General features: G+C 60.8%; 17 protein-coding genes. 5 read left to right on the top strand and 12 right to left on the bottom strand.

Going from position 1 to position 22610, the window contains the following annotated elements:
* The first annotated feature begins 2 nt into the window (after window positions 1-2).
* Both M2401_RS14665 and M2401_RS14660 read left to right on the top strand, forming a co-directional pair.
* Window positions 3-1202, top strand: a complete 1200-nt coding sequence (locus tag M2401_RS14665; protein ID WP_259103898.1) for an acetyl-CoA C-acyltransferase — start codon at window positions 3-5, stop codon at window positions 1200-1202.
* Between the two features lie 117 nt (window positions 1203-1319).
* Window positions 1320-2093, top strand: coding sequence for an enoyl-CoA hydratase (locus M2401_RS14660; protein WP_259103896.1), 774 nt, complete (start codon window positions 1320-1322; stop codon window positions 2091-2093).
* On the opposite strand, the gene M2401_RS14655 is transcribed toward M2401_RS14660, so the two are convergent.
* Entirely contained in the window at window positions 2080-3972 is a 1893-nt protein-coding gene (locus tag M2401_RS14655) for a type VI secretion system Vgr family protein (RefSeq protein ID WP_259103895.1), read from the bottom strand. The genes M2401_RS14660 and M2401_RS14655 overlap by 14 nt on opposite strands.
* A gap of 283 nt (window positions 3973-4255) precedes the next feature.
* On the opposite strand from M2401_RS14655, the gene M2401_RS14650 reads away from it, so the two are divergent.
* Window positions 4256-4960 (top strand): YebC/PmpR family DNA-binding transcriptional regulator, encoded by a 705-nt coding sequence (locus tag M2401_RS14650; protein ID WP_259103892.1) that lies wholly within the window; start codon window positions 4256-4258, stop codon window positions 4958-4960.
* Window positions 4961-5003: 43 nt separating this feature from the next.
* Here the strand turns inward: M2401_RS14650 and M2401_RS14645 are convergent, their stop codons facing one another.
* The gene (locus M2401_RS14645) at window positions 5004-6320 is read right to left on the bottom strand and encodes a leucine-rich repeat-containing protein kinase family protein (protein WP_259103888.1); all 1317 of its coding nucleotides are present in this window, start codon (window positions 6318-6320) and stop codon (window positions 5004-5006) included.
* Between the two features lie 48 nt (window positions 6321-6368).
* On the bottom strand, window positions 6369-6923 hold the full coding sequence (locus M2401_RS14640) for a TetR/AcrR family transcriptional regulator (protein ID WP_259103886.1): 555 nt from the start codon (window positions 6921-6923) through the stop codon (window positions 6369-6371).
* A gap of 105 nt (window positions 6924-7028) precedes the next feature.
* Here M2401_RS14640 and M2401_RS14635 point away from each other — a divergent pair, with 105 nt between their 5' ends.
* The gene (locus tag M2401_RS14635; RefSeq protein WP_259103883.1) at window positions 7029-8237 is read left to right on the top strand and encodes an MFS transporter; all 1209 of its coding nucleotides are present in this window, start codon (window positions 7029-7031) and stop codon (window positions 8235-8237) included.
* Window positions 8238-8378: 141 nt separating this feature from the next.
* Here the strand turns inward: M2401_RS14635 and M2401_RS14630 are convergent, their stop codons facing one another.
* The 5 genes from M2401_RS14630 to M2401_RS14610 all read right to left on the bottom strand — a co-directional run bounded on the left by M2401_RS14630 (window position 8379) and on the right by M2401_RS14610 (window position 12494).
* On the bottom strand, window positions 8379-9137 hold the full coding sequence (locus M2401_RS14630; protein WP_259103882.1) for an anti-sigma factor: 759 nt from the start codon (window positions 9135-9137) through the stop codon (window positions 8379-8381).
* On the bottom strand, window positions 9134-9646 hold the full coding sequence (locus M2401_RS14625; RefSeq protein WP_259103878.1) for a sigma-70 family RNA polymerase sigma factor: 513 nt from the start codon (window positions 9644-9646) through the stop codon (window positions 9134-9136). Before M2401_RS14625 ends, M2401_RS14630 begins: the two co-directional genes overlap by 4 nt.
* Before the next feature lie 104 nt (window positions 9647-9750).
* Window positions 9751-10887 (bottom strand): M14-type cytosolic carboxypeptidase, encoded by a 1137-nt coding sequence (locus M2401_RS14620; protein ID WP_259103877.1) that lies wholly within the window; start codon window positions 10885-10887, stop codon window positions 9751-9753.
* A gap of 41 nt (window positions 10888-10928) precedes the next feature.
* Window positions 10929-11450 carry a sigma factor-like helix-turn-helix DNA-binding protein gene (locus tag M2401_RS14615; protein ID WP_259103875.1) on the bottom strand — a complete coding sequence of 174 codons (522 nt, stop codon included), beginning with the start codon at window positions 11448-11450 and terminating at the stop codon, window positions 10929-10931.
* Window positions 11451-12026: 576 nt separating this feature from the next.
* A complete protein-coding gene (locus tag M2401_RS14610) occupies window positions 12027-12494 on the bottom strand; it encodes an Lrp/AsnC family transcriptional regulator (protein WP_259103873.1) in 468 nt (155 codons plus the stop codon).
* A 171-nt stretch (window positions 12495-12665) separates the two neighbouring features.
* Between M2401_RS14610 and M2401_RS14605 the strand changes: the two genes are divergently transcribed.
* On the top strand, window positions 12666-16151 hold the full coding sequence (locus M2401_RS14605) for an indolepyruvate ferredoxin oxidoreductase family protein (protein WP_259103870.1): 3486 nt from the start codon (window positions 12666-12668) through the stop codon (window positions 16149-16151).
* Between the two features lie 133 nt (window positions 16152-16284).
* Here the strand turns inward: M2401_RS14605 and M2401_RS14600 are convergent, their stop codons facing one another.
* The 4 genes from M2401_RS14600 to M2401_RS14585 are packed head-to-tail and all read right to left on the bottom strand — an operon-like array spanning window position 16285 to window position 21844.
* The gene (locus tag M2401_RS14600) at window positions 16285-18234 is read right to left on the bottom strand and encodes an acetyl/propionyl/methylcrotonyl-CoA carboxylase subunit alpha (RefSeq protein WP_259103865.1); all 1950 of its coding nucleotides are present in this window, start codon (window positions 18232-18234) and stop codon (window positions 16285-16287) included.
* On the bottom strand, window positions 18231-19043 hold the full coding sequence (locus tag M2401_RS14595) for a gamma-carboxygeranoyl-CoA hydratase (protein ID WP_259103864.1): 813 nt from the start codon (window positions 19041-19043) through the stop codon (window positions 18231-18233). Before M2401_RS14595 ends, M2401_RS14600 begins: the two co-directional genes overlap by 4 nt.
* Window positions 19044-19046: 3 nt before the next feature.
* Window positions 19047-20654, bottom strand: a complete 1608-nt coding sequence (locus tag M2401_RS14590) for a carboxyl transferase domain-containing protein (protein WP_259103863.1) — start codon at window positions 20652-20654, stop codon at window positions 19047-19049.
* Window positions 20655-20680: 26 nt separating this feature from the next.
* On the bottom strand, window positions 20681-21844 hold the full coding sequence (locus M2401_RS14585) for an isovaleryl-CoA dehydrogenase (RefSeq protein ID WP_259103861.1): 1164 nt from the start codon (window positions 21842-21844) through the stop codon (window positions 20681-20683).
* Window positions 21845-22610 lie beyond the last annotated feature (766 nt).

The following is a 22610-nucleotide window of genomic DNA, read 5'->3' as shown; positions in this document are numbered from 1 at the left end:
CCATGTCCAAGCCCTTGCAGGATGACCCGGTGGTCATTGTCAGCGCCGTGCGCACGCCCATGGGCGGCTTTCAGGGTGATCTGCACAGCCTGACTGCGCCGCAGTTGGGTGCGGCGGCGATCAGGAGCGCAGTAGAGCGTGGCGCGGTCAGGCCCGACGCGATTGATGAAGTGCTGTTCGGCTGCGTGTTGCCTGCCGGGCTCGGCCAGGCCCCGGCACGTCAGGCAGCGCTGGGGGCGGGGCTGAGCAAGTCGACGCCCTGCACAACCCTTAACAAAATGTGCGGCTCGGGTATGCAGGCGGTGATCCTCGCCCATGACCTGTTGCTTGCGGGCAGCGCCAGAGTGGTGGTGGCCGGCGGCATGGAAAGCATGTCCAACGCTCCGTACCTGCTGGACCGTGCACGTAGCGGCTACCGCATGGGCCATGGCCGGGTTATCGATCATATGTTTCTCGACGGCCTGGAAGATGCCTACGAGCCGGGACGCCTGATGGGCACCTATGCCGAGGATTGTGCGCAGGAATATGGTTTCAGCCGGGAAGCCCAGGACGCCTATGCAGTGGCCTCCCTGACTCGTGCTCAGGCGGCTATTGGTGATGGCCTGTTCACTGCCGAGATCGTTCCAGTCGAGGCGAAGGTGGGCAAGGAGCTCAGGCTGATCAGCACTGACGAGCAACCGCCCAAGGCACGGCTGGACAAGATTGCCAGCCTCAAGCCAGCGTTCAGGGCCGATGGCAGCGTCACGGCGGCCAACTCCAGCTCAATCTCCGATGGCGCGGCGGCCTTGCTGCTGATGCGCCGCTCCGAGGCTGAACAGCGCGGCCTCAAGCCCTTGGCGATCATTCATGGTCATGGGGCTTTCGCTGATGAGCCTGGGCTGTTTCCTACAGCGCCTGTTGGCGCGATCAATAAGCTGATGCAGCGCACCGGCTGGAGTCTGGAGCAGGTGGATCTGTTCGAGATCAACGAAGCGTTCGCCGTAGTTGCCCTGGTGACCATGCAGCAATTGGGGTTGGCCCATGAAAAGGTCAATGTGCACGGCGGCGCCTGTGCTCTGGGGCATCCGATTGGTGCGTCGGGGGCGCGTATTCTGGTCAGCCTGATCTGGGCGCTGCGTCAGCGGCAATTGCATCGTGGGGTGGCGGCAATCTGTATCGGTGGTGGTGAGGCGACGGCGATTGCCATTGAGTGTGTTTATTGAGTGAGGGGTTCATTGCAGTGGTAATGAGTAAAAATGATCAAACAAAACATATAGTTATTAATATTATTTAAAGTAAATTGTCTTTATCATTTCTAATGATAAAAAGGATAAATATCAATGAGTTACGAAACACTGCTGCTTGAGGTTAGAGATCGGGTAGCCCTCATTACCCTGAACCGTCCTCAGGCCCTGAACGCCCTGAATGCCCAGCTGATCCGCGAACTCAACCAGGCTCTCGATCAACTGGAAGCCGACCGGGGCATCGGTTGCATCGTCCTTACCGGTTCAGCCAAGGCCTTTGCCGCCGGGGCCGATATCAAGGAAATGGCGCAACTGACCTACCCGCAGATCTATCTCGATGACCTGTTCTGCGATAGCGACCGCGTTGCTGCCCGGCGCAAGCCAATGATCGCTGCCGTGGCCGGCTTTGCCTTGGGTGGCGGTTGTGAGCTGGCGTTGATGTGCGACTTTATCCTCGCCGCCGATACTGCCCGTTTCGGTCAGCCGGAAATCAAGCTGGGTGTGCTGCCGGGCATGGGCGGCACCCAGCGCCTGACCCACGCCGTAGGCAAGGCCAAGGCTATGGAGCTGTGCCTGACCGGACGCCTGATGGATGCCGAAGAAGCCGAGCGGGCCGGTGTGGTAGCGCGGATCGTGCCAGCCGCCGGGCTGCTGGAGGAGGCGCTGAAAGTCGCGGCTGACATTGCGGCCAAATCCCTGCCGGTGGCGATGATGGTCAAGGAAAGCGTTAATCGCGCCTTCGAGGTCAGCCTCGCCGAGGGCGTTCGTTTCGAGCGCCGGGTGTTCCATTCGTTGTTTGCCAGTCATGACCAGAAAGAGGGCATGTCGGCGTTCATCGAAAAGCGCGAGGCGGTCTTCAAGGGTTGCTGAACAGCAAGAGCTGATGGCGGCTCCAGTTCTGCTGGAAATACACCGCCAAGGGCACGCAATGGCCTGGATGAATCAGGCACAGTTGCTGGGGCGTCCTGCGGTATTCCTCGGCCAATTGCCGCTGCTGCTCGCTACTCAGGCCCAGATAGCCCTGATCATCAGTCTGGCCTTCGAATAGCAGGTGACGGGGGTCCAGGCGTGCCAGATGGCTCAGGTCGGCCGTGGGCATGCGTACGATGTACCAACTGCGCCGAGCCAGGGGGCGACCGCTCAGACCGGGTTTTTCAGTCAGACGCAGGTCCTGGCGGCTGGCGTTACGCGGGCTTGCGCAGGCTGCACCTGGCCGCGCACTCAAGTTGATGCCATCGACGCTCAGTTCCATGCAGGCACCTGCGCCATCAAGTTGCAGGCTGGGGGCTTCGATCAGCAAACGCTGGTCATGCCTGAGATGCAGGGTCGCCAGCCCCGGCGCCATTTCAATGTCATCGATCTGAATCCGGATACCTCGTGCCGCCTGCCGCAAGCCACAGATCACCGGGCGTTCCGGGTCATTGTCAAAATGGCTGACCCAGACCGCCGTTGTGGCACCACGGCACAGGAGTTCGCCATCAGCGATTTGCGCTGGCACTCCCGGGCTGTCGGTATCGTCGGGTGCTTGCCAGTCATAGCGGATCGGTAGACGCCCCTGTGAATCTGTTGTCAGCAGGCCTTCTGGCGTGGTCAGCAGGGTGGCGGGCGAAACGCCGTGAATCCGGGGTCTGGGATGGTCGAGGGATGGGCGAAAAGGCATGGCCCAGGGAATGGCGGTAAAGCTGTTGGCGTAGCCCGGTTCAGCCGTTGCAGATAGCGTTGATTCAAGGATCCTCGCGCAATCGTATTCGTCTGCGCCTGCCAGTACCTGGGGCTGCCAGGCGTGATGACGGACTTGCGTCAGCAGCCATTGATCGTTGTACTGCGCCACCGGGTGGCCGAGTACCTGAGCGACTTGCCCGCTGCCCAGGCTGGCGCGGTCACTGCGACCCTCGACCCGATAGCGTTCACAGCGGATGCGCTCCAGCGCCCGCCGCCCGGCCTGGCGCTGGCGAATTTGGCGGGGATCGCTGCGATTGTCGTAGGCCGGGTGCAGGTAATGTTGATTGGCTTCGCCCTGGATCGGTGGTCCCGTCGGTTCCGGCTCATGGCTTTCATCTTGCAGATTTTCGGGTTGACCCTGGCTGGGCAGGGCCCAGAGCGTTTCGCTCAAGTGACTGAGCCCGACGGGGGCGGATGAAGCACTCAGCGAGCGCCGGAAGCCCAGAGGTTGCGGCAATGTAGGAAAGCTGCCGGGATCATCGGAGAAAATCAGCAGATGCTGGTTGCGACTGTGCTCGAAACGAAAGTGAATACCTTCTTCTTCGCACAGACGCTGTAGCAGGTGCAGGTCGCTTTCGTCGTACTGCACGCACAGGGCGCGTGGCGGATAGAGACCGGTGGTGGGCTCGAAACGGTAGGCGTCTTCCTCAAGGCCATGCTCTGCCAGTAGTCGCATAATCAGTTGCGGCACGCTGAGGTTGCGCAAGATCCTTCTCTGCCGACGATGCTGAAGCCGCTGCAGGTCAGGCATCAGGCTGACACGATAGTGGCTCAGGTCGGTGCCTGCGTAGCGCTGACTGGCCCCGCCAATATGCCCGTGCAAGCCTTCTTCGCCATCGCCCAGGCTCAGGAAGGCATGACGGTGCAGTAACTGATTGAGGTCCAGCAACGGGTTGTCGCTGAGCAAGTCAATGTCGAAACGATAGGGTTGATTCAGTGCATCCTGGCCGTTGAAACCGATGACCCGCAGGGGCATCGGTGTGTCATCAATGACCAGGGTGATTGGCTCGTGCGTGTTCCGGCACATTCGCTTGCGCTCCCAGCTAGAAAATTCCAGGGGGCGAAGGGTACGAAATGCGCGCCTTCCTTGGCATGGCTGCAAGGTTTTTCAGAAAAGGACTACAAAGCTTTAGGTTAAATCAGTCATGGCGCCAAGTGGCCCTAGTGTGAAGACAATGACGTGAGAGGGGTTTCATCCGGCGTCATCGCGTATAAAATGCGCCGGTTACTATTTTTCAACGTGTTGCCGCAGCACCTGTCCTGATGACCGGGTGAGGGCGGCAGGACGCAATCGAATCAAGAGAGCAAGCATGGGCGCACAGTGGAAGGTCAAGCATAAAGAAGCAGCAGCCAACGCCAAGGGGCGTATTTTTGGCAAGCTGTCCAAGGAAATCATGATCGCCGCGCGTTCCGGCGCTGACCCGGACATGAACTCCCGGTTGCGTCTGGTGGTTGAGCAGGCCAAGAAGGCCTCGATGCCTCGCGAGACTCTGGAGCGGGCAATCAAGAAGGGCGCGGGCCTGTTGGGTGAGCACGTCAATTTCGAGCGTCTGACCTACGAAGGTTTCGCGCCGCACAAGGTGCCGGTGATCGTCGAGTGCCTGACTGACAACATCAACCGTACCGTGTCGGAAATCCGTGTGCTGTTCCGCAAGGGCCAGCTCGGTGCTGCCGGTTCCGTGTCCTGGGATTTCCTCTATCAGGGCATGATCGAAGCCACCCCGGACAACGCCGACGCTGATCCTGAACTGGCTGCCATTGAAGCCGGTGCCCAGGATTTTGAGCCAGGCGAAGACGGCGCCACGCTGTTCCTCAGCGAGTCCACCGATCTGGACGCCGTGTGCAAGGCGCTGCCTGAGTTCGGCTTCACCGTGACTTCGGCGCAGTTGGGCTATCGCCCGAAAAGCACTGTGGATGGCCTTAGCGATGAGCAGATGGCTGAAGTCGAGGCGTTTCTCGACGCCATCGATGCCCATGATGATGTGCAGAATGTGTATGTAGGGTTGGCGGGGTAAAGGCTTGGCTACGAGCTGGGAGCTAAGAGCTAAGAGCTAGGAGCTACGAGTTACGAGCTGTTAGCTTAAGCTCGAGGCTCGCAGCTAACAGCTGCTTCACCTCAGCCATCGTCGGGCGCTGCATGACATCAGCCTGCACACACTGTTCCTGCAATGCCCACACGGGGTCACCCGGCGGCAGCTCGCAGCGTTCCAGCAACTCGCCCAACAAAATGCCAAAGGCCCGGGTCTCGATGCGTTCCAGCATCGCGGCTTGCTCAGCGCGCGGGTGAAACGCCGCTGCACCGAAATCCCCCAGCAAGCATTCGCCCTGCGGGCTCCACAGGATGTTATGGGCATACAGATCGCCATGGATCATGCCGTGGCTGTGCAGATGGGCCGTGGCTGAGGCAATGCCGCTGGCGATGCGCAGGGCTGTGTCCTGCTCCAGGCGCAGTCCGGTGGGGTAGATATCCCGGGTGCAGGATTCCAGGCTGGGCGGGCCGGCCAGGTTGATGAAGGCTGGATCGATCAGGTCCAGCACCAGTGCGGCGCGACCTTCGGGATGGTCAGCGATGCGGCCTTCAACCCGGATCAACTGCTCATGCACACCCGCGACCAGGCAGGCGGCCATTTCGTCGAGGGGCGAGCCGTCGCTGGTGACGTGGCCTTTATAGACTTTGACCGCGACAGCCAGCGGGTCCTGCCCGGGCCTTTGCCACAGTGCCTGCTGAATGACCCCCGAAGCGCCTTCGCCAAGCTTCTCCCCGAGTTGCAACTGTTGCCACGCAATTGCAAGCACATCAATGGCGGGTACTGGCGGGGAAAGTGGATTGCCGCCATGGGCCAGCCAGGCGAGGGCGGGCATTTGCAGCAGCCAGTCGGGTAACCCGGTCAGTTGGTTGACGGCAATGCGCAGCAGTTCCAGGCGCTGACAACGGGCCAGGCTGTCGGGCAGGCGTTGCAGACGGTTACCGGCCAACATCAGCTTTTGCAGGTGAGCACAGTTGCCAAGGGCCTCGGGCAGGCTGTCGATCTGGTTGTCGGTAAGGATCAACGAGCGCAGCTGCGGCGGCAGGGCTTCGGCGGGGACGTGGCGAATGCGATTGGCCTTGAAACCGATCACTTGCAACTGTTCACAGCGGCCAATACAGGCGGGCAGCTCGATAAAGTCGTTGTCGGAGACGAACAGGATGCGCATGTGCCGGAGCCGATAGAGATCATCGGGCAGGCTGCTCAAGGCGTTGCCGCTGAGGTTGAGCACTTCCAGGGAGTCGGCCAGCTCGAAGATCGCCCGAGGGAATTCAGTGAGTCCGCAGGACAGGTCCAGGCGGCGGATGCCGTGGAGTTTGCCGGTGTTCAGGTCTTCGAGGCTGTGCATGGAAGTGTGAGGTCAATGGCCGTTGGAGGCGGCCATTCTAACAGGCTGTCAGGCCAGCTTCAGGCACCGATCAACCAACTGCAGAGTACGTTCCAGGCTTGGCGGCGCATCGGCGTAGAGCAGGCGGTAGATGATTGGCGCGACCACGGTGTCGATCAGTTCGACGGTGCAGGGCGCGCGCTCGCCCCGAGCCAGCGCGCGATCAATGATGATTTGCAACTGCTCCTGAACGATGGCGACACATTTGCCCGAGCAGGTGGTGGCGCCGGTGGCGACCACGTCACGCATCAATTCCCGGCCCGGAGCGGAACTCATTTCCTCGAGATAGGCCTCGGTCCAGGTGTGCAGATCTTCACGCAGGTTGCCGCAGTTGATCGGCTCGTCCGGGCGCAGGCGCTCGACCGCAGCATCGGCCAGCAGAGTGGTCAGGTCGCCCCAGCGACGATAGATGGTCGAAGGCGTGACCCCCGCGCGAGCGGCGATCAGCGGCACGCTCAGGGCGCTGCGCTCATGTTCGAGGAGCAGGTCGCGAACGGCGGTATGGATCGATTCCTGCACGCGGGCGCTGCGGCCTCCGGTGCGTATGCCTTCTTTAATAGCCATGGGGCAGACCTTAACACAAAGTATTTGCTTTAATTCGAATCAACTCGCACACTTTATAACGCTAAAAATTAGCTTTAATTATGTGCGCGATTGGAGAGTGTACCCATGTCTATACCTTTGCAGAACCCGGGCAGCGCCGATCGGCCACACAAACACTTGGGTTTTCTGGCATTTACCACGTTGTGCTTCTTTGCCGCCTCCAGTGCGCCGACGCCGCTCTACCATCTCTATCAGCAGGATTGGGGCTTTTCCGCAGCAACGTTGACGCTGATTTTCGCGGTTTATGCCATGAGTCTCCTGGTCGCATTGTTGGTGGTCGGCTCGCTATCCGACTACCTGGGCCGACGGCCGGTCATCTTCGTTTCGCTGCTGCTGGAGATCGCGGCCATGCTGCTGTTTATCTTCGCCAGTGACGTCGGCTGGCTGATTGCCGCGCGGGTCATGCAGGGTTTCGCCACGGGCATGGCCACCAGTGCCCTGGGCGCTGCGCTGTTGGACAGCGATCAGAAGCAGGGGCCGCTGATCAACAGCATCGCGCCGATGTTCGGCATGGCCGCAGGTGCACTGGGCACCGCGGTCCTGGTGGAGTTTGCGCCATTGCCGCTATTGCTGGCCTATTGTGTTCTCCTGGCGGCTTTTGTGTTCCAGGCGCTGTATCTGTGGCGGATAGCCGAGACCGTCAGTCCGCAACCGGGCGTCTGGCAGTCGCTCAAGCCCTCGCTGCATGTGCCGACTCAAGCGCGGGGCACGTTATGGGCCGTGTTGCCGGCAGATATTGCCGCCTGGTCCCTGGGAGGCTTTTTCCTGTCCCTGACGCCCTCGCTGCTGGCCGCAGCCACCGGTTCGACCTCGGCGCTCAATGGCGGCCTGGCTGTGGCCGCGCTGACGCTCAGTGGTGCGGTGGCAATCGTCAATCTGCGCCTGCGTGAAGCGAGTCTGGCCTTGTGGGTGGGTGTCTGCTTCCTGCCACTGGGGGTTGCGGTGATTCTGGCGGCGGTCAACAGCGGCTGGCTCTGGCTGTTCTTCGTGGGTTCGGTGGTGGCCGGGGTAGGCTTTGGTTCCAGCTTTCTCGGTGCCTTGCGCATGCTCCTGCCGTTGGCCCATGCCCATGAACGCGCAGGGCTGTTATCGGCGTTCTATGTGCTCAGCTACCTGGCGTTCTGTGTGCCCGCGCTGATGGCCGGGTTCTCGGCCAGGCATTTGGGGCTGATCACCACCACTAATATCTATGGCTCGGTGGTGATCGTCCTTGCGCTGCTGGCGTTGGGTGGGTTGCTGGTCAAGCGTGCTGAGCGGCGGCGGGTGGCTGCATAGCGTCGGGAAGTACGAACAAGTGGGAGCAAGCTTGCTTGCGAAAGCTATGTTTCAACCGCTTAAGTGATGGCGGTTGTACTGGCCCCTTCGCGGGCAAGCCCGGCCACAGGTGATCATTCCCACAGTTAATCATGGGTCAAATCAGATCGCGTTATGCAGCGCCTGTCGGGCCTGTTGCGCGGCAGGATCATCCGCCGGGCCGACCACGGCGTAGTTGTAGCCGCCCCCTGACCAGTAATCCGCCTGCAACTCACCGTCCCGGCGACTGCCCTGGGGCAGCAAGTGGTTGCGCTCTCCCGGTGGCCGAATATAGAAGCTGAGCTTGCGCCCGTCCGCATCGGCGTAGACCACCATGGCTGCGGCGCCTTGCTCGGTGCTGGTCATGCGCCCGCCCACGGGCTTGAAGCCTGCGGCTGCAAGGTCAGGCAGGCGATTGGCCCGGGCAAAGTTCTTGTCCAGCCAGCCCTGAGCGTCGCTGACCTTGGTCGGGTTCCAGTCAGTGGCCATGTCGTCTTTTACCGCGAACATGCGATAAGCCTGCACGGCGTCCGCCATGGGCGGGGTGGCGGTACTGAGGGTCATTTCCCGGGCCTGCCAGCCGCTGAGGCCGCCGACGCTGACGGCAATCAGCAACACCGCAGCGGTGGCGTAGTGCCGGTAGGATCTTTGGCGCATGGTCTGGCGGATGAACGCCGGATCCAGCTCCGGATTGGCGCTGCGCTGCAAATCGCCGCTCAGGGCGGCACGCAGGTGCTGGGCGTCCAGTTGCCAGTCCTGTACCTGACGGGCCACCTCGGGATGGGCCGCCAGCCAGGTTTCCAGGGTCTGCCGGTCGGCATCGCTCAATTGGCGGTCGACGTAGGCGTGCAGGTCGCGTTCGCTGGGGGGCAGGCTGATCATTTCAGTATCCGCAGGGCAGGGGGCGTGATTTCACCGTCGCTGAGTTGCCGCAAGGCCTGGCGGGCCCTGGACAAACGGGACATGACGGTACCGATCGGGACATCAAGAATTTCGGCGACCTCCTTGTAACTCAAGCCTTCCACCGAAATCCACAGCAACAGTGCGCGCTGCTCGGTATTGAGGCCTTCGAACGCCTGCAAGGTGGACTGGGCGACCACTGTGCGCTCCACCGACGGCTGATAGTCGTCTTCACTGGCACCGGTAAAGAAATCCAGCATGCGCCTGTACCGGCGTGAGCGGCGGTGGGCGTCGAGGAACTGGCGATAGAGAATGGCAAACAGCCATGCGCGCAGATCACCTTCCGGACGTTTGTCGCTCCAGGCGGTCAGGGCTTTCTCCAGGCTCGACTGGACCAGGTCGTCTGCGCTAGTCGGATTACGCGTTAGCGATACCGCGAAGCGGCGCATTCGCGGGATCAGCTCACGTAATTGGTCGTCGATGTCATGCATGGCTTGCGGCATCCGGGGGCAATGTAATGGATCGTTATGATCAGCAAGACGTCGCTACCCGGAGTCTATTCCATGAAGCCGCAATTATTTTGCCAAAATGTTTCTCAGCGCAGCACCGAGACCATTTCCGACAGTGTGGTCAGCACATCCTTGGCCAACTGTGCAGAGCGCTGGCCCGACCAGCCGGTGCGCAGATCCGGCGCGTTATCGTTGTCCTTGAACGGCATTTCCAGGGTCATGGCCAGGCACTTGAAGCGCTCGCCGACACTGTTGCAGGCCAGGTTCATATTGGCCTTGCCAGGCGCCGAGCGCGGATAGCCATGAACGCTCTGGAAATCCACGGTGATTTCCCCCAGACGCTTGCGGAAATGTGCTTCCAGCTCGGCCTGTTGCGGGGTGTAGCCGGGGTTGCCTTCGCAGGCCGCAGTGAACACGTAGGGAATGGCTTCGTCGCCGTGGACATCGAGGAACATGTCGACGCCGTACTTTTCCATCTCCTGCTTGATGAAGAACACCTCGGGGCTCAACTCCGGGGTGGAGTCCTGCCAGGCACGGTTGAGGTCCTTGCCGCAGGCATTGGTGCGCAGATGGCCATGGAACGCGCCGTCCGGGTTCATGTTCGGCACCAGGTACAGGTCGGCGGCGGCGAGCAGGCTGTCGAGCACCGGGTCGTCGCGCTGTTGCAGGCGCTCGATGATGCCTTCCATGAACCATTCGGCCATGTGTTCGCCGGGGTGCTGTTGGGCGATGATCCAGATGGCCCGTTTGCCGGCACTGCCATCGCCTTTGCGCAGCAGCGGGATATCGCGGCCTTCGACGCTCTTGCCGGTGGCCAGCAGCTCGGTGCTAGCCTGGTCCAGAGCCTGGCCGATCAACCAGTCATGACGTTCGCGGCTATAGGGTTCGAAGTAGGCAAACCAGATCTGTGGCTGCTCGGGAGTGATACTGAAGTTCAGCGCGCGGCCGTCGAACTGGCTCGGCACGCGAAACCACTCGACCTGATCGTAGGAGGCCACGGCGTTATAGCCGGTCCAGGCATGGCTGTAGCTGGACTCATGGGCATTGCCGAGGCTGAACGCGTGGCGCTGGCCGACCTGCATGCCGTCGACCTTGAAGTGAAACCACTGGAAATGCGCGCTGCGGGTGTCGGGGCGAATGGCCAGCTTGAGGTCGGTGGGATTGCTGGCGTCGACGACCTCGATATTGCCGCTGTCGAAATCGGTACTAATGGTAAGTGGCACGGATTGATCCTTGTTGCGTGAATCGCGCCACTTTACACGGATTAGAAACTCAAGGAGAACGCTTCGGCGGTTACCAGCAAGCTGCAGACGAACGCGGTGAGCAGATACCAGCCGATATAAGCCCGGCGCTTGCGCTGATACCAATGACTGCTGGCCAAATGCTCGGCAGCGGGCAAAAGCTTGCGCCAGAGCTGTTCTGTGGCTTCAAAAGCATTCAGGTGCTCGGGGGCGGCGTCGAGCCAGTGACGGAATTCGATGCGTTGGCTCGGTGTGGCCTGGGGGCTTTGCAGGTGCACGTACCAACACACGGCAGCCTGGGTGTCTGCGGTCTTGACGGTGCAATGGAGCAGGGCACGGACCATGGCGCTTTCGACCTGGCGCAGATCAATCTCGAGAAAGCTGGCGATATCGGCATAGGCCATGCCATCGGCGCGGCTGAGCAGGAAGATCTGCCGGGTACGCCGGGACAGCCGGTTGAGGCTGCGACACAGTTCAAGGGTGCGCGGATCGGCAGGGGTGATTTCAGGATTGGGCAAGCGGTACAAAGAAAGCCGGCTACTCATAATGAATGGCTCGCAGATCTTTCGGAGGGGTTCGTTCCATCGAAGGGGGCATCGTCCTTGATGCTGCGACAGAATAGTCAAATGCGAATAATTATCAAGTGATAATTTTCATCAAATGCCATTTATATGCCACTAACCGGACTTTTGAACGCCTTCATGGGGCTTGGGTTCAATAATCTTTGCTATGATCCGCGCCATCGCAAAACGACACGTCTTCATTAGCCTGAAGCAACGAGAAAGACCTAAAAAAAAGACCCGGCAAGAAGCCGGGTCAAAAACCGTGATTAGCCTGATGAGGAGATAATCCAGAAGCCGACCTAAGACTTCTGGTTTATCCAACTGACCTTGCGGCCAGTTGCTTGCAATAATAATCATTATCATTTGCAAGTCAAAGATTATTTTCGCACCTATTGAAAATAATTATCATCCTTCCTTCTGGTTTGGCTTGAAACGCACCGAGCGGCGATCAGGCAAGGCAAAAACAGGCGAGGGAGCGGAGTTTAGCCCGCTAAATGAGCATTCCGAGTCTGTTTTTAACGCAGCATGATCGTCGCGCAGGAAGTTTGAAGCCAAAGCTCAGTCCAGCGGCAGCTCTGTGGTCCTCTTCACCTCGCTCATGGCGATATTGGAATGGGCCTCCTGTACGTGCGGGCTCTGCAGCAGATGATCGCGTAGAAAGCGCTCGTAGCTGGCGATATCCTGCACCACCACCTTGAGCATGAAATCCATATTCCCGGCCATGGTGTAGCACTCCAGCACCTCCGGGAAGCCGATGATGGCCTCCTCGAATTCGGCGAGAAAGCGCCGTCCATGCCCGGACAACTTCACATCGACGAACACCGTCATGGTCAACCCCAGCTTGCGCGGGTTGAGCAGGGCAACCTTGCGTTCGATCACGCCTTCTTCCTGCAAACGATTGATGCGCCGCCAGCACGGTGATTGCGACAGCTCGACGCGCTCGGCGATTTCCGCGGCGGAAAGGTCGGCATCGTGCTGCAACAGGCGCAGGATCTTGCGGTCGATGGGGCTGAGTTTTACCTGCATGAATTGACCCTTTATCTTGTTTTTATAGAAACGATCATGCGCAGTATCAGCGGATTCGCTGTCATTTAGAAAGAAAAAGCCGCCCGGTAACAGGCAGTATTTTGCTTGTGACCGCCGGGTCGACCGTCCCGGCTGCTCGACATCTCGATAATAAAAACAAGGGAGTCTCGAATGTCTTTGGCTGATATTCGTCTGGATGATAAGTACCGCCTGGCAACCGGCAATCTGTACCTGACCGGCACTCAGGCGCTGACCCGCCTGCCCATGCTGCAAAAGCAGCGTGATGAAGCCCGTGGCCTGAACACTGCCGGGTTTATCTCCGGCTATCGCGGCTCGCCATTGGGCAACCTCGACAAGAGCCTGTGGGACGCCAAGGATTACCTGCAACAGAACGCAATTCACTTCCAGCCCGGCATCAACGAAGAGTTGGCGGCGACGGCGGTGTGGGGCAGTCAGCAGGTCAATCTGTTTCCCGAAGGCAAATACGCCGGGGTGTTTGCCCTGTGGTACGGCAAGGGGCCAGGGGTCGATCGCAGCGGCGACGTGTTTAAGCACGCGAACTCTGCTGGCACCTCCGAGCATGGCGGCGTACTGGTGCTGGCCGGCGACGACCACGGCTGCAAGTCGTCGACCATCGCTCACCAGAGCGAGCACGCCTTTATCGCCTCGATGATTCCGGTGCTCAACCCCAGTAACGTCCAGGAAATCCTCGACTACGGCATCATCGGTTGGGAGCTGTCGCGCTACAGCGGTTGCTGGGTAGCGATGAAGACCATTGCCGAGAACGTCGATTCTTCGGCGGTGGTGGAAGTCGACCCACTGCGAGTGAAGACCTGCATCCCCGAAGATTTCGTCCTGCCCGAAGGCGGCCTGCATATTCGCTGGCCCGATCCGCCCCTGGCCCAGGAAGCGCGGCTCAACACCTACAAGATCTACGCCGCCCGGGCCTTTGCCCGCGCCAACCAGTTGAACAAAGTGGTGATCGACTCACAGCAGCCGCGCCTGGGGATTATCACCACTGGGAAATCTTACCTGGACGTACGCCAGGCTCTGGAAGAGCTGGGCATCGACCTGGAGTTGTGTGACAAGGTCGGCATCCGCGTGCTCAAGGTTGGCATGAGTTGGCCCCTGGAGCCGGTGTCGGTGCACGACTTTGCCGAAGGCCTCAGCGAGATTCTGGTGGTCGAAGAAAAACGCAGCGTCATCGAAGACCAGCTTACCGGCCAGCTATACAACTGGCCGGTGGAACGTCGCCCGGTAGTGGTTGGCGAGTTCGATGAACAGGGCCGTTCGTTGCTGCCCAACCTCAGCGAACTGACCCCGGCGATGATCGCCCGGGTGATCGCCAAGCGCCTGGCGCCGTTCTACAGCAGCCCGCAGATCGAAGCGCGCCTGCAATTCCTGACCGACAAGGAAAAAGCCCTGCAGGCGCCGCTGTTCAAGACCCAGCGCACTCCGCATTTCTGCTCCGGCTGCCCGCACAACACCTCGACCCGGGTGCCGGAAGGTAGTCGTGCTCTGGCCGGGATCGGCTGTCACTACATGACCATCTGGATGGATAGGGAAACCGATACCTTCACCCAGATGGGCGGCGAGGGCGTCACCTGGATCGGCCAGGCGCCTTTTACCGAAACGCCTCACGTATTCCAGAATCTCGGCGACGGCACGTACTTCCACTCCGGGCATCTGGCGCTGCGGGCGGCGGTGGCTTCCGGGGTCAATATCACCTACAAGATTCTCTACAACGACGCCGTAGCCATGACTGGCGGCCAGCCTATCGATGGCGTGCTGCGGGTCGATCAGCTCAGCCGCCAGGTGTTCAACGAGGGCGTCAAGCGCATTGCCCTGGTCTCCGATGACCCGGATAAATACCCCAGCCGCGAAGACTTTGCGCCCATCACCAGTTTCCACCATCGGCGTGACCTGGACGCCGTGCAGAAAGAACTACGCGAGTTCAAGGGCGTCTCGGTGATCATTTACGACCAGACCTGCGCCACGGAAAAACGTCGGCGGCGCAAACGCGGGACCATGCCTGATCTGGAAAAACGTGCGCTGATCAACCCGGCGGTGTGCGAAGGCTGCGGTGATTGCGGTGCCAAATCCGGTTGCCTGTCGGTGCTGCCGAAGGAAACCGCCCAGGGGCGCAAGCGCGAGATCGACCAGAGCGCCTGCAACAAGGATTTCAGCTGCGTCGAAGGCTTCTGCCCAAGCTTCGTTACCGTGCATGGCGGTCGTCTGCGCAAGCCGGAACTGCCGGTGCAGGTCGCGGCTTTCGCCCAATTGCCGGAGCCGCAACTGCCAAGCCTGGACAAGCCGTTCAATATCCTGCTGCCGGGCGTTGGCGGGACCGGTGTCACCACCGTTGGCGCCATGCTCGGCTATGCCGCCAATCTGGAAGGCAAGGGCTGCAGCGTGCTGGATCAGGCCGGTCTGGCGCAGAAGTTCGGCCCGGTGGTCAGCCATATCCGCATTGCCGCGCATCAGGCCGACCTGTTTGCCGTACGTATTCCGGCGGGCGAGGCTCATCTGCTATTGGGTTGCGATCTACTGGTCGCAGCGGGCCCGGATGCCTTGGCCAAGCTGAACGTGGCCAGCTCCCATGCCGTGGTCAACAGCCAGCAGACGCCGACCGCCGAGTTCACCCGTAACCCGGACGCCGAGTTCCCGGCTGAAGCCATGAAGCAGAGCATTCGCGACGCCGTCGGTGCCGAGAAGACTCATTTTGTCGAAGCCACCGACCTGGCCACCAAGCTGATGGGCGATAGCATCGCCAGCAACCTGTTCATGCTTGGCTATGCCTATCAACTGGGGCTGATCCCCCTGACGTCGGCGGCTATTGAAAAGGCCATCGAGCTCAATGGCGTGGCGGTCAAACTCAATCAGCAGGCGTTCCTCTGGGGCCGTCGCGCTGCCCATGACTTGCCCGCGGTAGTTGCAGCGGCCAATCCCGGTGCCGTCAGCGAGCCAGTGGTTGAGGATATGACGCTGGATCAGCGCATTGACGCCAATGTGCGCATCCTCGGCGACTATCAGAACAGTGGCTACGCCGAGGGTTATCGGTCATTGGTGGCGCGGGTGCGCCAGCTCGAAGCCGCACGTTTCCCTGGTCAACAGGCCGTGCTGAGCGAAGCAGTGGCGTTCAACTACTTCAAGCTACTGGCCTACAAGGACGAATACGAAGTGGCGCGGCTGTACAGCAACGGCGAATTCACTCGCCAGCTTGAGGCGCAGTTCGAAGGGAATTACCGGCTGGAGTTTCATCTGGCGCCGTCCTGGCTGGCCAAGCGCGATCCGAACAACGGACAGCCGCGCAAACGCAGCTTCGGACCGTGGATGCTGAAAGCCTTCGATGTGCTGTCCCGCTTTAAATTTCTCCGGGGCACCGCCTTCGATCCGTTCGGGCGCAGCCTGGAGCGGCGTCAGGAGCGTGAGCTGATTGCCAGCTACGTCAGCGATATTGAGCTGATCATGCAGCATCTGTCGGAGAAAAATCGCCATACAGCGCTAAGTCTGGCGCGGTTGCCGGAGCGCATTCGCGGTTATGGTCACGTCAAGGAGAGTGCGATGAAGGCAGCGGCATTGCAGGCGGTACGGATGCGCCAGAGCCTGATCAGTGGCGAGGTTGAGTTGCCGAAGTTGTATGAAGTAGCTGCGTGATAAGAGTGCGCTGAATCAGCATTGGAATGAGGTCTAATGTGGCCGACTTGCTGGCGATGGCGGTGTATCAGTCAACAGCGTGTTGGCTGTCATACCGCTATCGCCAGCAAGCCGGCTCCCACAATGCATAGCGTCAGTCTTGACTCAGTTCCACCAACACTGTCCCTTCGCTCACCATCTCCCCCTCACTGCAATACAGCGCCTTGACCGTCCCGGCCTGGCTGGCGCGGATGCTGTGCTCCATTTTCATGGCTTCCAGCACCACCAGTTGCGTACCGGCCTCGACCTGCTGGCCGACTTGCACCAGTACCCGCACGATACTGCCGTTCATGGGCGCGCTCAGGCCGCCTTGCGGTGCATGCTGGGCATCGACGGCGGCTATCGGGTCGAAGCGGCGGATGGCGTGCAGCTCGCCGAGCCATTGCAGGTACAAGGTCGCACCGCGACGCAGGGCCAGGTGTCGGCGGCCGATGTCGTCCTGATCGAGCAGCAGGTGTTCACCTTGCAGTTGCATGCTGGCGCGGCTGAGGCGAACGCGTTGTTGCTGGTCGTTACAGCTCAGGTGCAAATCGATCTCCGCAGGCAGGCCGATACGCAGGCCATTGCCCGCGGCCCAAGGCGAATGGGTATCGTCCTGGCGAATGAGCGGCGGTTCGCTCTGCTGGAAGGCCGCAGCGGCTGCCTGCCAAAAGGTATCGTCCAGGGGCGCGGCCTCCGGCAACAGGTCGGCCTGGTAGCGCGGAATAAAACCGGTATCCAGTTCAGCCGCGGCAAACGCCGGGTGGCTGATAATTTTGCGCAGGAAGCGCAGGTTGGTCCTGACCCCGGCCACCACGAACTCGTCGAGCATCGCCAGCAGACGCAGGCGCGCCTGTTCGCGGTCGTCGCCCCAGGCAATCAGCTTGCCGAGCATCGGATCATAGAAAGGGGAAATGTCATCACCCTCGGCGACGCCACTGTCGATGCGTCGACCGATGCCCGGCTGCGACTCGCGATACACCTCGAGTCTGCCGGTGGCAGGGAGGAAGTCGTGATCCGGGTCTTCGGCATACAGGCGCACTTCGATGGCGTGGCCGATCAAGGGCACCTGTTCCTGAGTCAGAGGTAGTGGCTGGCCCTGGGCCACGCGAATCTGCCATTCCACCAGGTCCAGACCGGTGATGAACTCAGTCACCGGATGCTCGACCTGCAGCCGCGTGTTCATTTCCATGAAGAAGAACTCGCCCCGGGAATCGAGAAGGAATTCCACGGTTCCGGCGCCGACATAACCGATAGCCTGGGCCGCGCGCACGGCTGCTTCCCCCATGGCCCGGCGCAGTTGCTGGCTGAGGCCGGGGGCGGGGGCTTCTTCGACGACTTTCTGATGACGGCGCTGGATCGAGCAGTCGCGTTCGTTGAGGTACAGGCAATGGCCCTGTTGATCGGCGAAGACCTGGATCTCGATATGCCGCGGCTTGAGCAGGTATTTCTCCACCAGCATGCGCGAGTCGCCGAACGACGACAGCGCCTCGCGCTGGCCCGAAGCCAGGGCTTCGGCCAGTTCGCCGGGGTGTTCCACTACCTTCATGCCTTTGCCGCCGCCACCGGCCGTGGCCTTGAGCAGTACCGGATAGCCGATGCGCTCGGCGGCGGCACGGAAGGTGTCGATATCCTGGGACTCGCCGTGATAGCCCGGCACCAGTGGCACGCCGGCTTCTTCCATCAGGCGCTTGGCCGCAGACTTGCTGCCCATGGCGTCGATGGCCGAGGAGGGCGGGCCGAGGAAAATCAGCCCGGCCTGCTCTACGGCCCGGGCAAATCCGGCGTTCTCCGAAAGAAAACCGTAACCGGGGTGAATCGCTTGGGCGCCGCTGGCCTGGGCGGCGGCGATGAGTTTGTCGATGATCAGGTAGCTGTCGGCGGCCTTGCTGCCGCCCAGGTCGAAGCGGATATCAGCTTCGCGGCTGTGCCGGGCCTCACGGTCGGTGGCGCTGTGTACTGCAACGGTGGTCAGGCCGAGTTGTTTGGCCGTGCGCATGATGCGGCAGGCGATTTCGCCACGGTTGGCCACCAGTAGAGTGGTGAGTGTGGTCGGGGCGCTCATGGGCGCGACTCCTTTTTTCGGGGCTGCCAGGTGGGTGGGCGTTTGTCGAGGAAGGCGCGCAGGCCTTCCTGACCTTCGCCGCTGATACGGATGCGGGCAATGGTGTTTTCACAGTAGCGCCGCCGCGCCGGGGTCAGCTCGCCATCACCCATTTCCCGCAGCAGGGCCTTGCTGACGCGCATGGCCTGGGGGCTGTTGAGCAGCAGATTGTCGATCCACTGTTCGACCTGTTGTTCCAGCTCCGCCGCCGGATAGCATTCGGCAACCAGGCCCAGTTGTTGTGCCCGCACGCCATCGAAGCGCTCGGCGGTCAGGGCATAACGCCGGGTCGCCCGCTCGCCCATGGCCTGCACGACAAAGGGGCTGATCACCGCCGGAGCCAGGCCGATGCGTACTTCCGACAGGCAGAACTGCGCGTCATCGGCGGCAATGGCCATGTCGCAGCAACTGATCAAGCCCAGGGCGCCGCCGAAAGCCGCCCCCTGGACCACCGCCAGGGACGGCATTTTCAGGCGTTCGAGGCTGTACATCAGCTCGGCCAGTTCCCGGGCGTCATCCAGGTTGGTGTTGTAGTCGAGGTTGGCCGATTGCTGCATCCAGGCCAGGTCGGCCCCGGCGCTGAAGTGTTTGCCACGGCCGCGAATCAGCAGGAAACGCAGGCTCGGGTCAGCCTGCAACTGATCCAGGGCGACGATCAGTTCGCGGATCATCTGGGCATTGAAGGCGTTGTTCTTTTCCGGGCGGTTCAACCACAGGGTCGCGAAGCCACGCGGGTCGCCGATCAGTTCGAGGGTATGGAAGTCGCTCATGGGTCACATCCGGAAAAGGCCGAACGTGGTCGGCTCGATAGGGGCGTTGAGGGCGGCGGACAGGGCCAGGGCCAGAATGTCGCGGGTCTGGGCCGGGTCGATGACGCCGTCGTCCCACAGCCGGGCGCTGGAGTAGTAGGGGTGGCCTTGGTGTTCGTACTGGTCGAGGATTGGTTGCTTGATCTCAGCTTCCTGGGCTGCGCTGAACGGCTGGCCATTGCGCTCGGCCTGTTCGCGCTTGACCTGGACCAGTACGCCAGCGGCCTGCTCGCCGCCCATTACGCCAATCCGCGCGTTGGGCCACATCCACAGCATGCGCGGGTCATAGGCGCGGCCACACATGCCGTAGTTGCCGGCACCGAAGCTGCCGCCAATGATTACGGTGAATTTCGGCACCTTGGCGCAGGCCACCGCGGTGACCAGCTTGGCGCCGTGCTTGGCGATGCCGCCGGCCTCGTATTTCTGCCCGACCATGAAGCCGGTGATGTTTTGCAGGAACAAGAGGGGAATGCCGCGCTGGCACGCCAGTTCGATGAAGTGCGCGCCTTTCTGCGCGGCTTCGGCGAACAGAATGCCGTTATTGGCCAAAATGGCGATGGGGTAGCCGTGCAGATGGGCGAAGCCGCAGACCAGGGTCGTGCCAAACAGCGCCTTGAACTCGTCGAAGACCGAGCCATCGACCAACCGGGCAATCACTTCACGTACATCGAAGGGTTGCTTGGCGTCGGCGGGGATTACGCCATACAGCTCCTCGCTGGCATACAGCGGCGCAATGGGCGCCAGGCTGTTGAGGCGGCCCTGTTTGTGCCAGTTGAGGTTGGCGATGCAGCGCCGTGCCAGTTCCAGGGCGTGCTCGTCGTTATCGGCGTAGTGATCGGCAACCCCGGAGGTGCGGCAGTGCACATCGGCGCCGCCCAGGTCCTCGGCGCTGACCACTTCACCGGTGGCAGCCTTGACCAGTGGCGGGCCGGCGAGAAAGATGGTCGCCTGCTGGCGAACCATGATGGTCTCGTCAGCCATGGCCGGGACATAGGCGCCACCGGCCGTGCAGGAGCCCATGACCACGGCGATCTGGGCAATGCCCTGGGCACTCATGTTGGCCTGGTTGAAGAAGATCCGCCCGAAGTGCTCGCGATCCGGAAACACCTCGTCCTGACGCGGCAGGTTGGCGCCGCCGGAGTCGACCAGGTAGATGCACGGCAGGCGATTCTGCTGGGCGATGGTCTGGGCGCGCAGGTGTTTCTTCACGGTCAGTGGATAGTAGGAACCGCCTTTGACCGTGGCGTCGTTGGCCACGATCATGCATTCGACGCCTGCGACCCGGCCGATGCCGACGATCAGTCCGGCAGCCGGGACTTCTTCGCCGTAGACCTCATGGGCGGCCAGTTGCGCCACTTCCAGAAAGGGCGAGCCTATATCGAGCAGGCGGTTGATGCGCTCCCTTGGCAGCAGCTTGCCCCGGGAGGTGTGACGCTCCTGGGCCGCCGGGCCGCCGCCCTGATAGACCTTGGCCAGTTTCTGTTGCAGGTCCTTGATCAGTTCCAGCAGGCTGGCGCTGTTCTGAATGAATTCCGGCGAGCGCGGATTGAGATGAGTCGGCAGGATAGCCATGGGTTACTCCAGTCAGTCCGGTGGCTTCAGCGGGTTTCGTTGAACAGTTCGCGACCGATCAGCATGCGCCTGATCTCGCTGGTACCCGCGCCGATCTCGTAGAGTTTGGCATCGCGCAGCAGGCGTCCGGCGGGGAATTCATTGATATAGCCGTTGCCACCGAGAATCTGGATCGCATCCAGGGCCATCTGCGTGGCGCGCTCAGCCGTATAGAGGATTACCCCGGCTGCGTCCTTGCGCGTGGTTTCGCCGCGCTCGCAGGCCTGGGCCACGGCATACAGGTAGGCACGGCTGGCGTTGAGCTGGGTGTACATGTCGGCGACTTTGCCCTGGATCAGTTGGAATTCGCCGATGCTCTGGCCGAACTGCTTGCGGTCATGGATATAGGGCAAAACCACATCGAGACAGGCCTGCATGATCCCGGTTGGGCCGCCGGAGAGCACCACGCGCTCGTAATCCAGGCCGCTCATCAGCACCTTGACCCCGCCATTGAGGGTACCCAGCAGGTTTTCCTCGGGTACTTCGACGTCATCGAAGAACAGCTCGCAGGTGTTGGAGCCGCGCATGCCGAGTTTGTCGAACTTGTTGCCACGGCTGAAACCTTTCCAGTCGCGCTCGACGATAAAGGCACTGATGCCGTGGGCGGCCTTTTCCGGCTCGGTCTTGGCGTAGATCACGTAGGTGTTGGCGTCCGGGCCGTTGGTGATCCAGGTTTTGCTGCCGTTGAGCACGAAACGGTCACCGCGTTTGTCGGCGCGCAGACGCATCGATACCACGTCTGAGCCGGCATTGGGTTCGCTCATGGCCAAAGCGCCGACATGCTTGCCGCTGATCAATCCTGGCAGGTAGCGGGCTTTCTGTTCGGCATTGCCGTTGCGCTTGATCTGGTTGACGCACAGGTTGGAGTGAGCGCCATAGGACAGCGCCACCGACGCCGAGCCGCGGCTGATCTCTTCCATGGCCACTACGTGGGCCAGGTAACTCAAGCCGGTGCCACCGTATTCTTCCTCCACGGTAATGCCCAGCAGGCCCATGTCACCGAGTTTGCGCCACAGGTCAGCGGGGAACAGGTTGTCCCGGTCAATCTGCGCGGCGCGGGGAGTGATTTCGGCGGCGACAAAGGCTTGTACCTGGTCACGCAGCATGTCGATGGTTTCGCCATGGGCGAAATTCAGGCTGGGGTAATTCATAAAGGGGCAGTCCTGTTGTTATTGGCTGAATGGATATTACCTTTACGTTAACGTAAACCTGTTGCGGGTTGAGGTCAATTGGTGAGCGACGAGGGCGTGGGGTATTTTTGGAATGAGGGCTGGGAGCCGGCTTGCTGGCGATGGCGGTGGTTCGGTTAACGATGGAATTGCGAGCGCTGCGCACTCGATCGCCACCAAGGCGGCTCCCACAATCGAGGGTGATTGACGAAAGCCGGAAAGCACAAAGGGGAGCCTAAGCTCCCCTTCAAGTTTGTTTGCATGCTCTTTTTGTTTTGGGTGGCCTATTGTTGTTTTTGGCGACCGACCCTCTGGCTGCTTTGTAAGCGACCCCCATTCGGGGTCAAGAGCAAACGTATTTTTTTGAGCGCTGATGCTGCTTTCATCCGCTTCTTGCGAAGCCCGATCCAACCTGTCTGTCGCTACCTTGAGGTAGTTTTATTGTTCTGTGTCAGGTCGCGAACCCAAGGGGTTCCGTAAAGCCATCCACTCCAAAAAAATCTGTTAGCTGCGTCTCTGTCCGTGTTGTTCTTGTTGTGTCAGAGCCGATACGTGTTGTTTTTATTGGGGTGCTGCATGTTTTTTTATTTTTGTTGTACTGAAGATATAGCACAAGCCGTGCCAACTTCGGTAAAGCCTTTAAAAACAGGGAGTTGCAGGTTTCTGTGTTTTTCTTGTCCTGGTTTTCAGGACTAAAACTGTTTCCGTGTTACCCGTTACCGGGGTCTCGATGGCTCTAGGGTAACAC

Source organism: Pseudomonas sp. JUb42, from assembly GCF_024807945.1.
Classification (GTDB): domain Bacteria; phylum Pseudomonadota; class Gammaproteobacteria; order Pseudomonadales; family Pseudomonadaceae; genus Aquipseudomonas.
Note: the sequence above shows the minus strand (reverse complement) of the source record. Positions and strands in the feature narration are given on the sequence as shown.

Excerpts from the sequence above, each read along its gene's own strand:
- M2401_RS14645 (WP_259103888.1), bottom strand. The coding sequence starts at position 6,320 with ATGCACAGCCTCGAAGACCTGAACACCGGCAAACTCCACGGCATCCGC.
- M2401_RS14605 (WP_259103870.1), top strand. The coding sequence starts at position 12,666 with ATGTCTTTGGCTGATATTCGTCTGGATGATAAGTACCGCCTGGCAACC.
- M2401_RS14585 (WP_259103861.1), bottom strand. The coding sequence starts at position 21,844 with ATGAATTACCCCAGCCTGAATTTCGCCCATGGCGAAACCATCGACATG.
- M2401_RS14635 (WP_259103883.1), top strand. The coding sequence starts at position 7,029 with ATGTCTATACCTTTGCAGAACCCGGGCAGCGCCGATCGGCCACACAAA.
- M2401_RS14655 (WP_259103895.1), bottom strand. The coding sequence starts at position 3,972 with ATGTGCCGGAACACGCACGAGCCAATCACCCTGGTCATTGATGACACA.
- M2401_RS14625 (WP_259103878.1), bottom strand. The coding sequence starts at position 9,646 with ATGCATGACATCGACGACCAATTACGTGAGCTGATCCCGCGAATGCGC.
- M2401_RS14640 (WP_259103886.1), bottom strand. The coding sequence starts at position 6,923 with ATGGCTATTAAAGAAGGCATACGCACCGGAGGCCGCAGCGCCCGCGTG.
- M2401_RS14590 (WP_259103863.1), bottom strand. The coding sequence starts at position 20,654 with ATGGCTATCCTGCCGACTCATCTCAATCCGCGCTCGCCGGAATTCATT.
- M2401_RS14615 (WP_259103875.1), bottom strand. The coding sequence starts at position 11,450 with ATGAGTAGCCGGCTTTCTTTGTACCGCTTGCCCAATCCTGAAATCACC.
- M2401_RS14595 (WP_259103864.1), bottom strand. The coding sequence starts at position 19,043 with ATGAGCGACTTCCATACCCTCGAACTGATCGGCGACCCGCGTGGCTTC.
- M2401_RS14600 (WP_259103865.1), bottom strand. The coding sequence starts at position 18,234 with ATGAGCGCCCCGACCACACTCACCACTCTACTGGTGGCCAACCGTGGC.
- M2401_RS14650 (WP_259103892.1), top strand. The coding sequence starts at position 4,256 with ATGGGCGCACAGTGGAAGGTCAAGCATAAAGAAGCAGCAGCCAACGCC.
- M2401_RS14630 (WP_259103882.1), bottom strand. The coding sequence starts at position 9,137 with ATGATCAGCCTGCCCCCCAGCGAACGCGACCTGCACGCCTACGTCGAC.
- M2401_RS14660 (WP_259103896.1), top strand. The coding sequence starts at position 1,320 with ATGAGTTACGAAACACTGCTGCTTGAGGTTAGAGATCGGGTAGCCCTC.
- M2401_RS14610 (WP_259103873.1), bottom strand. The coding sequence starts at position 12,494 with ATGCAGGTAAAACTCAGCCCCATCGACCGCAAGATCCTGCGCCTGTTG.
- M2401_RS14665 (WP_259103898.1), top strand. The coding sequence starts at position 3 with ATGTCCAAGCCCTTGCAGGATGACCCGGTGGTCATTGTCAGCGCCGTG.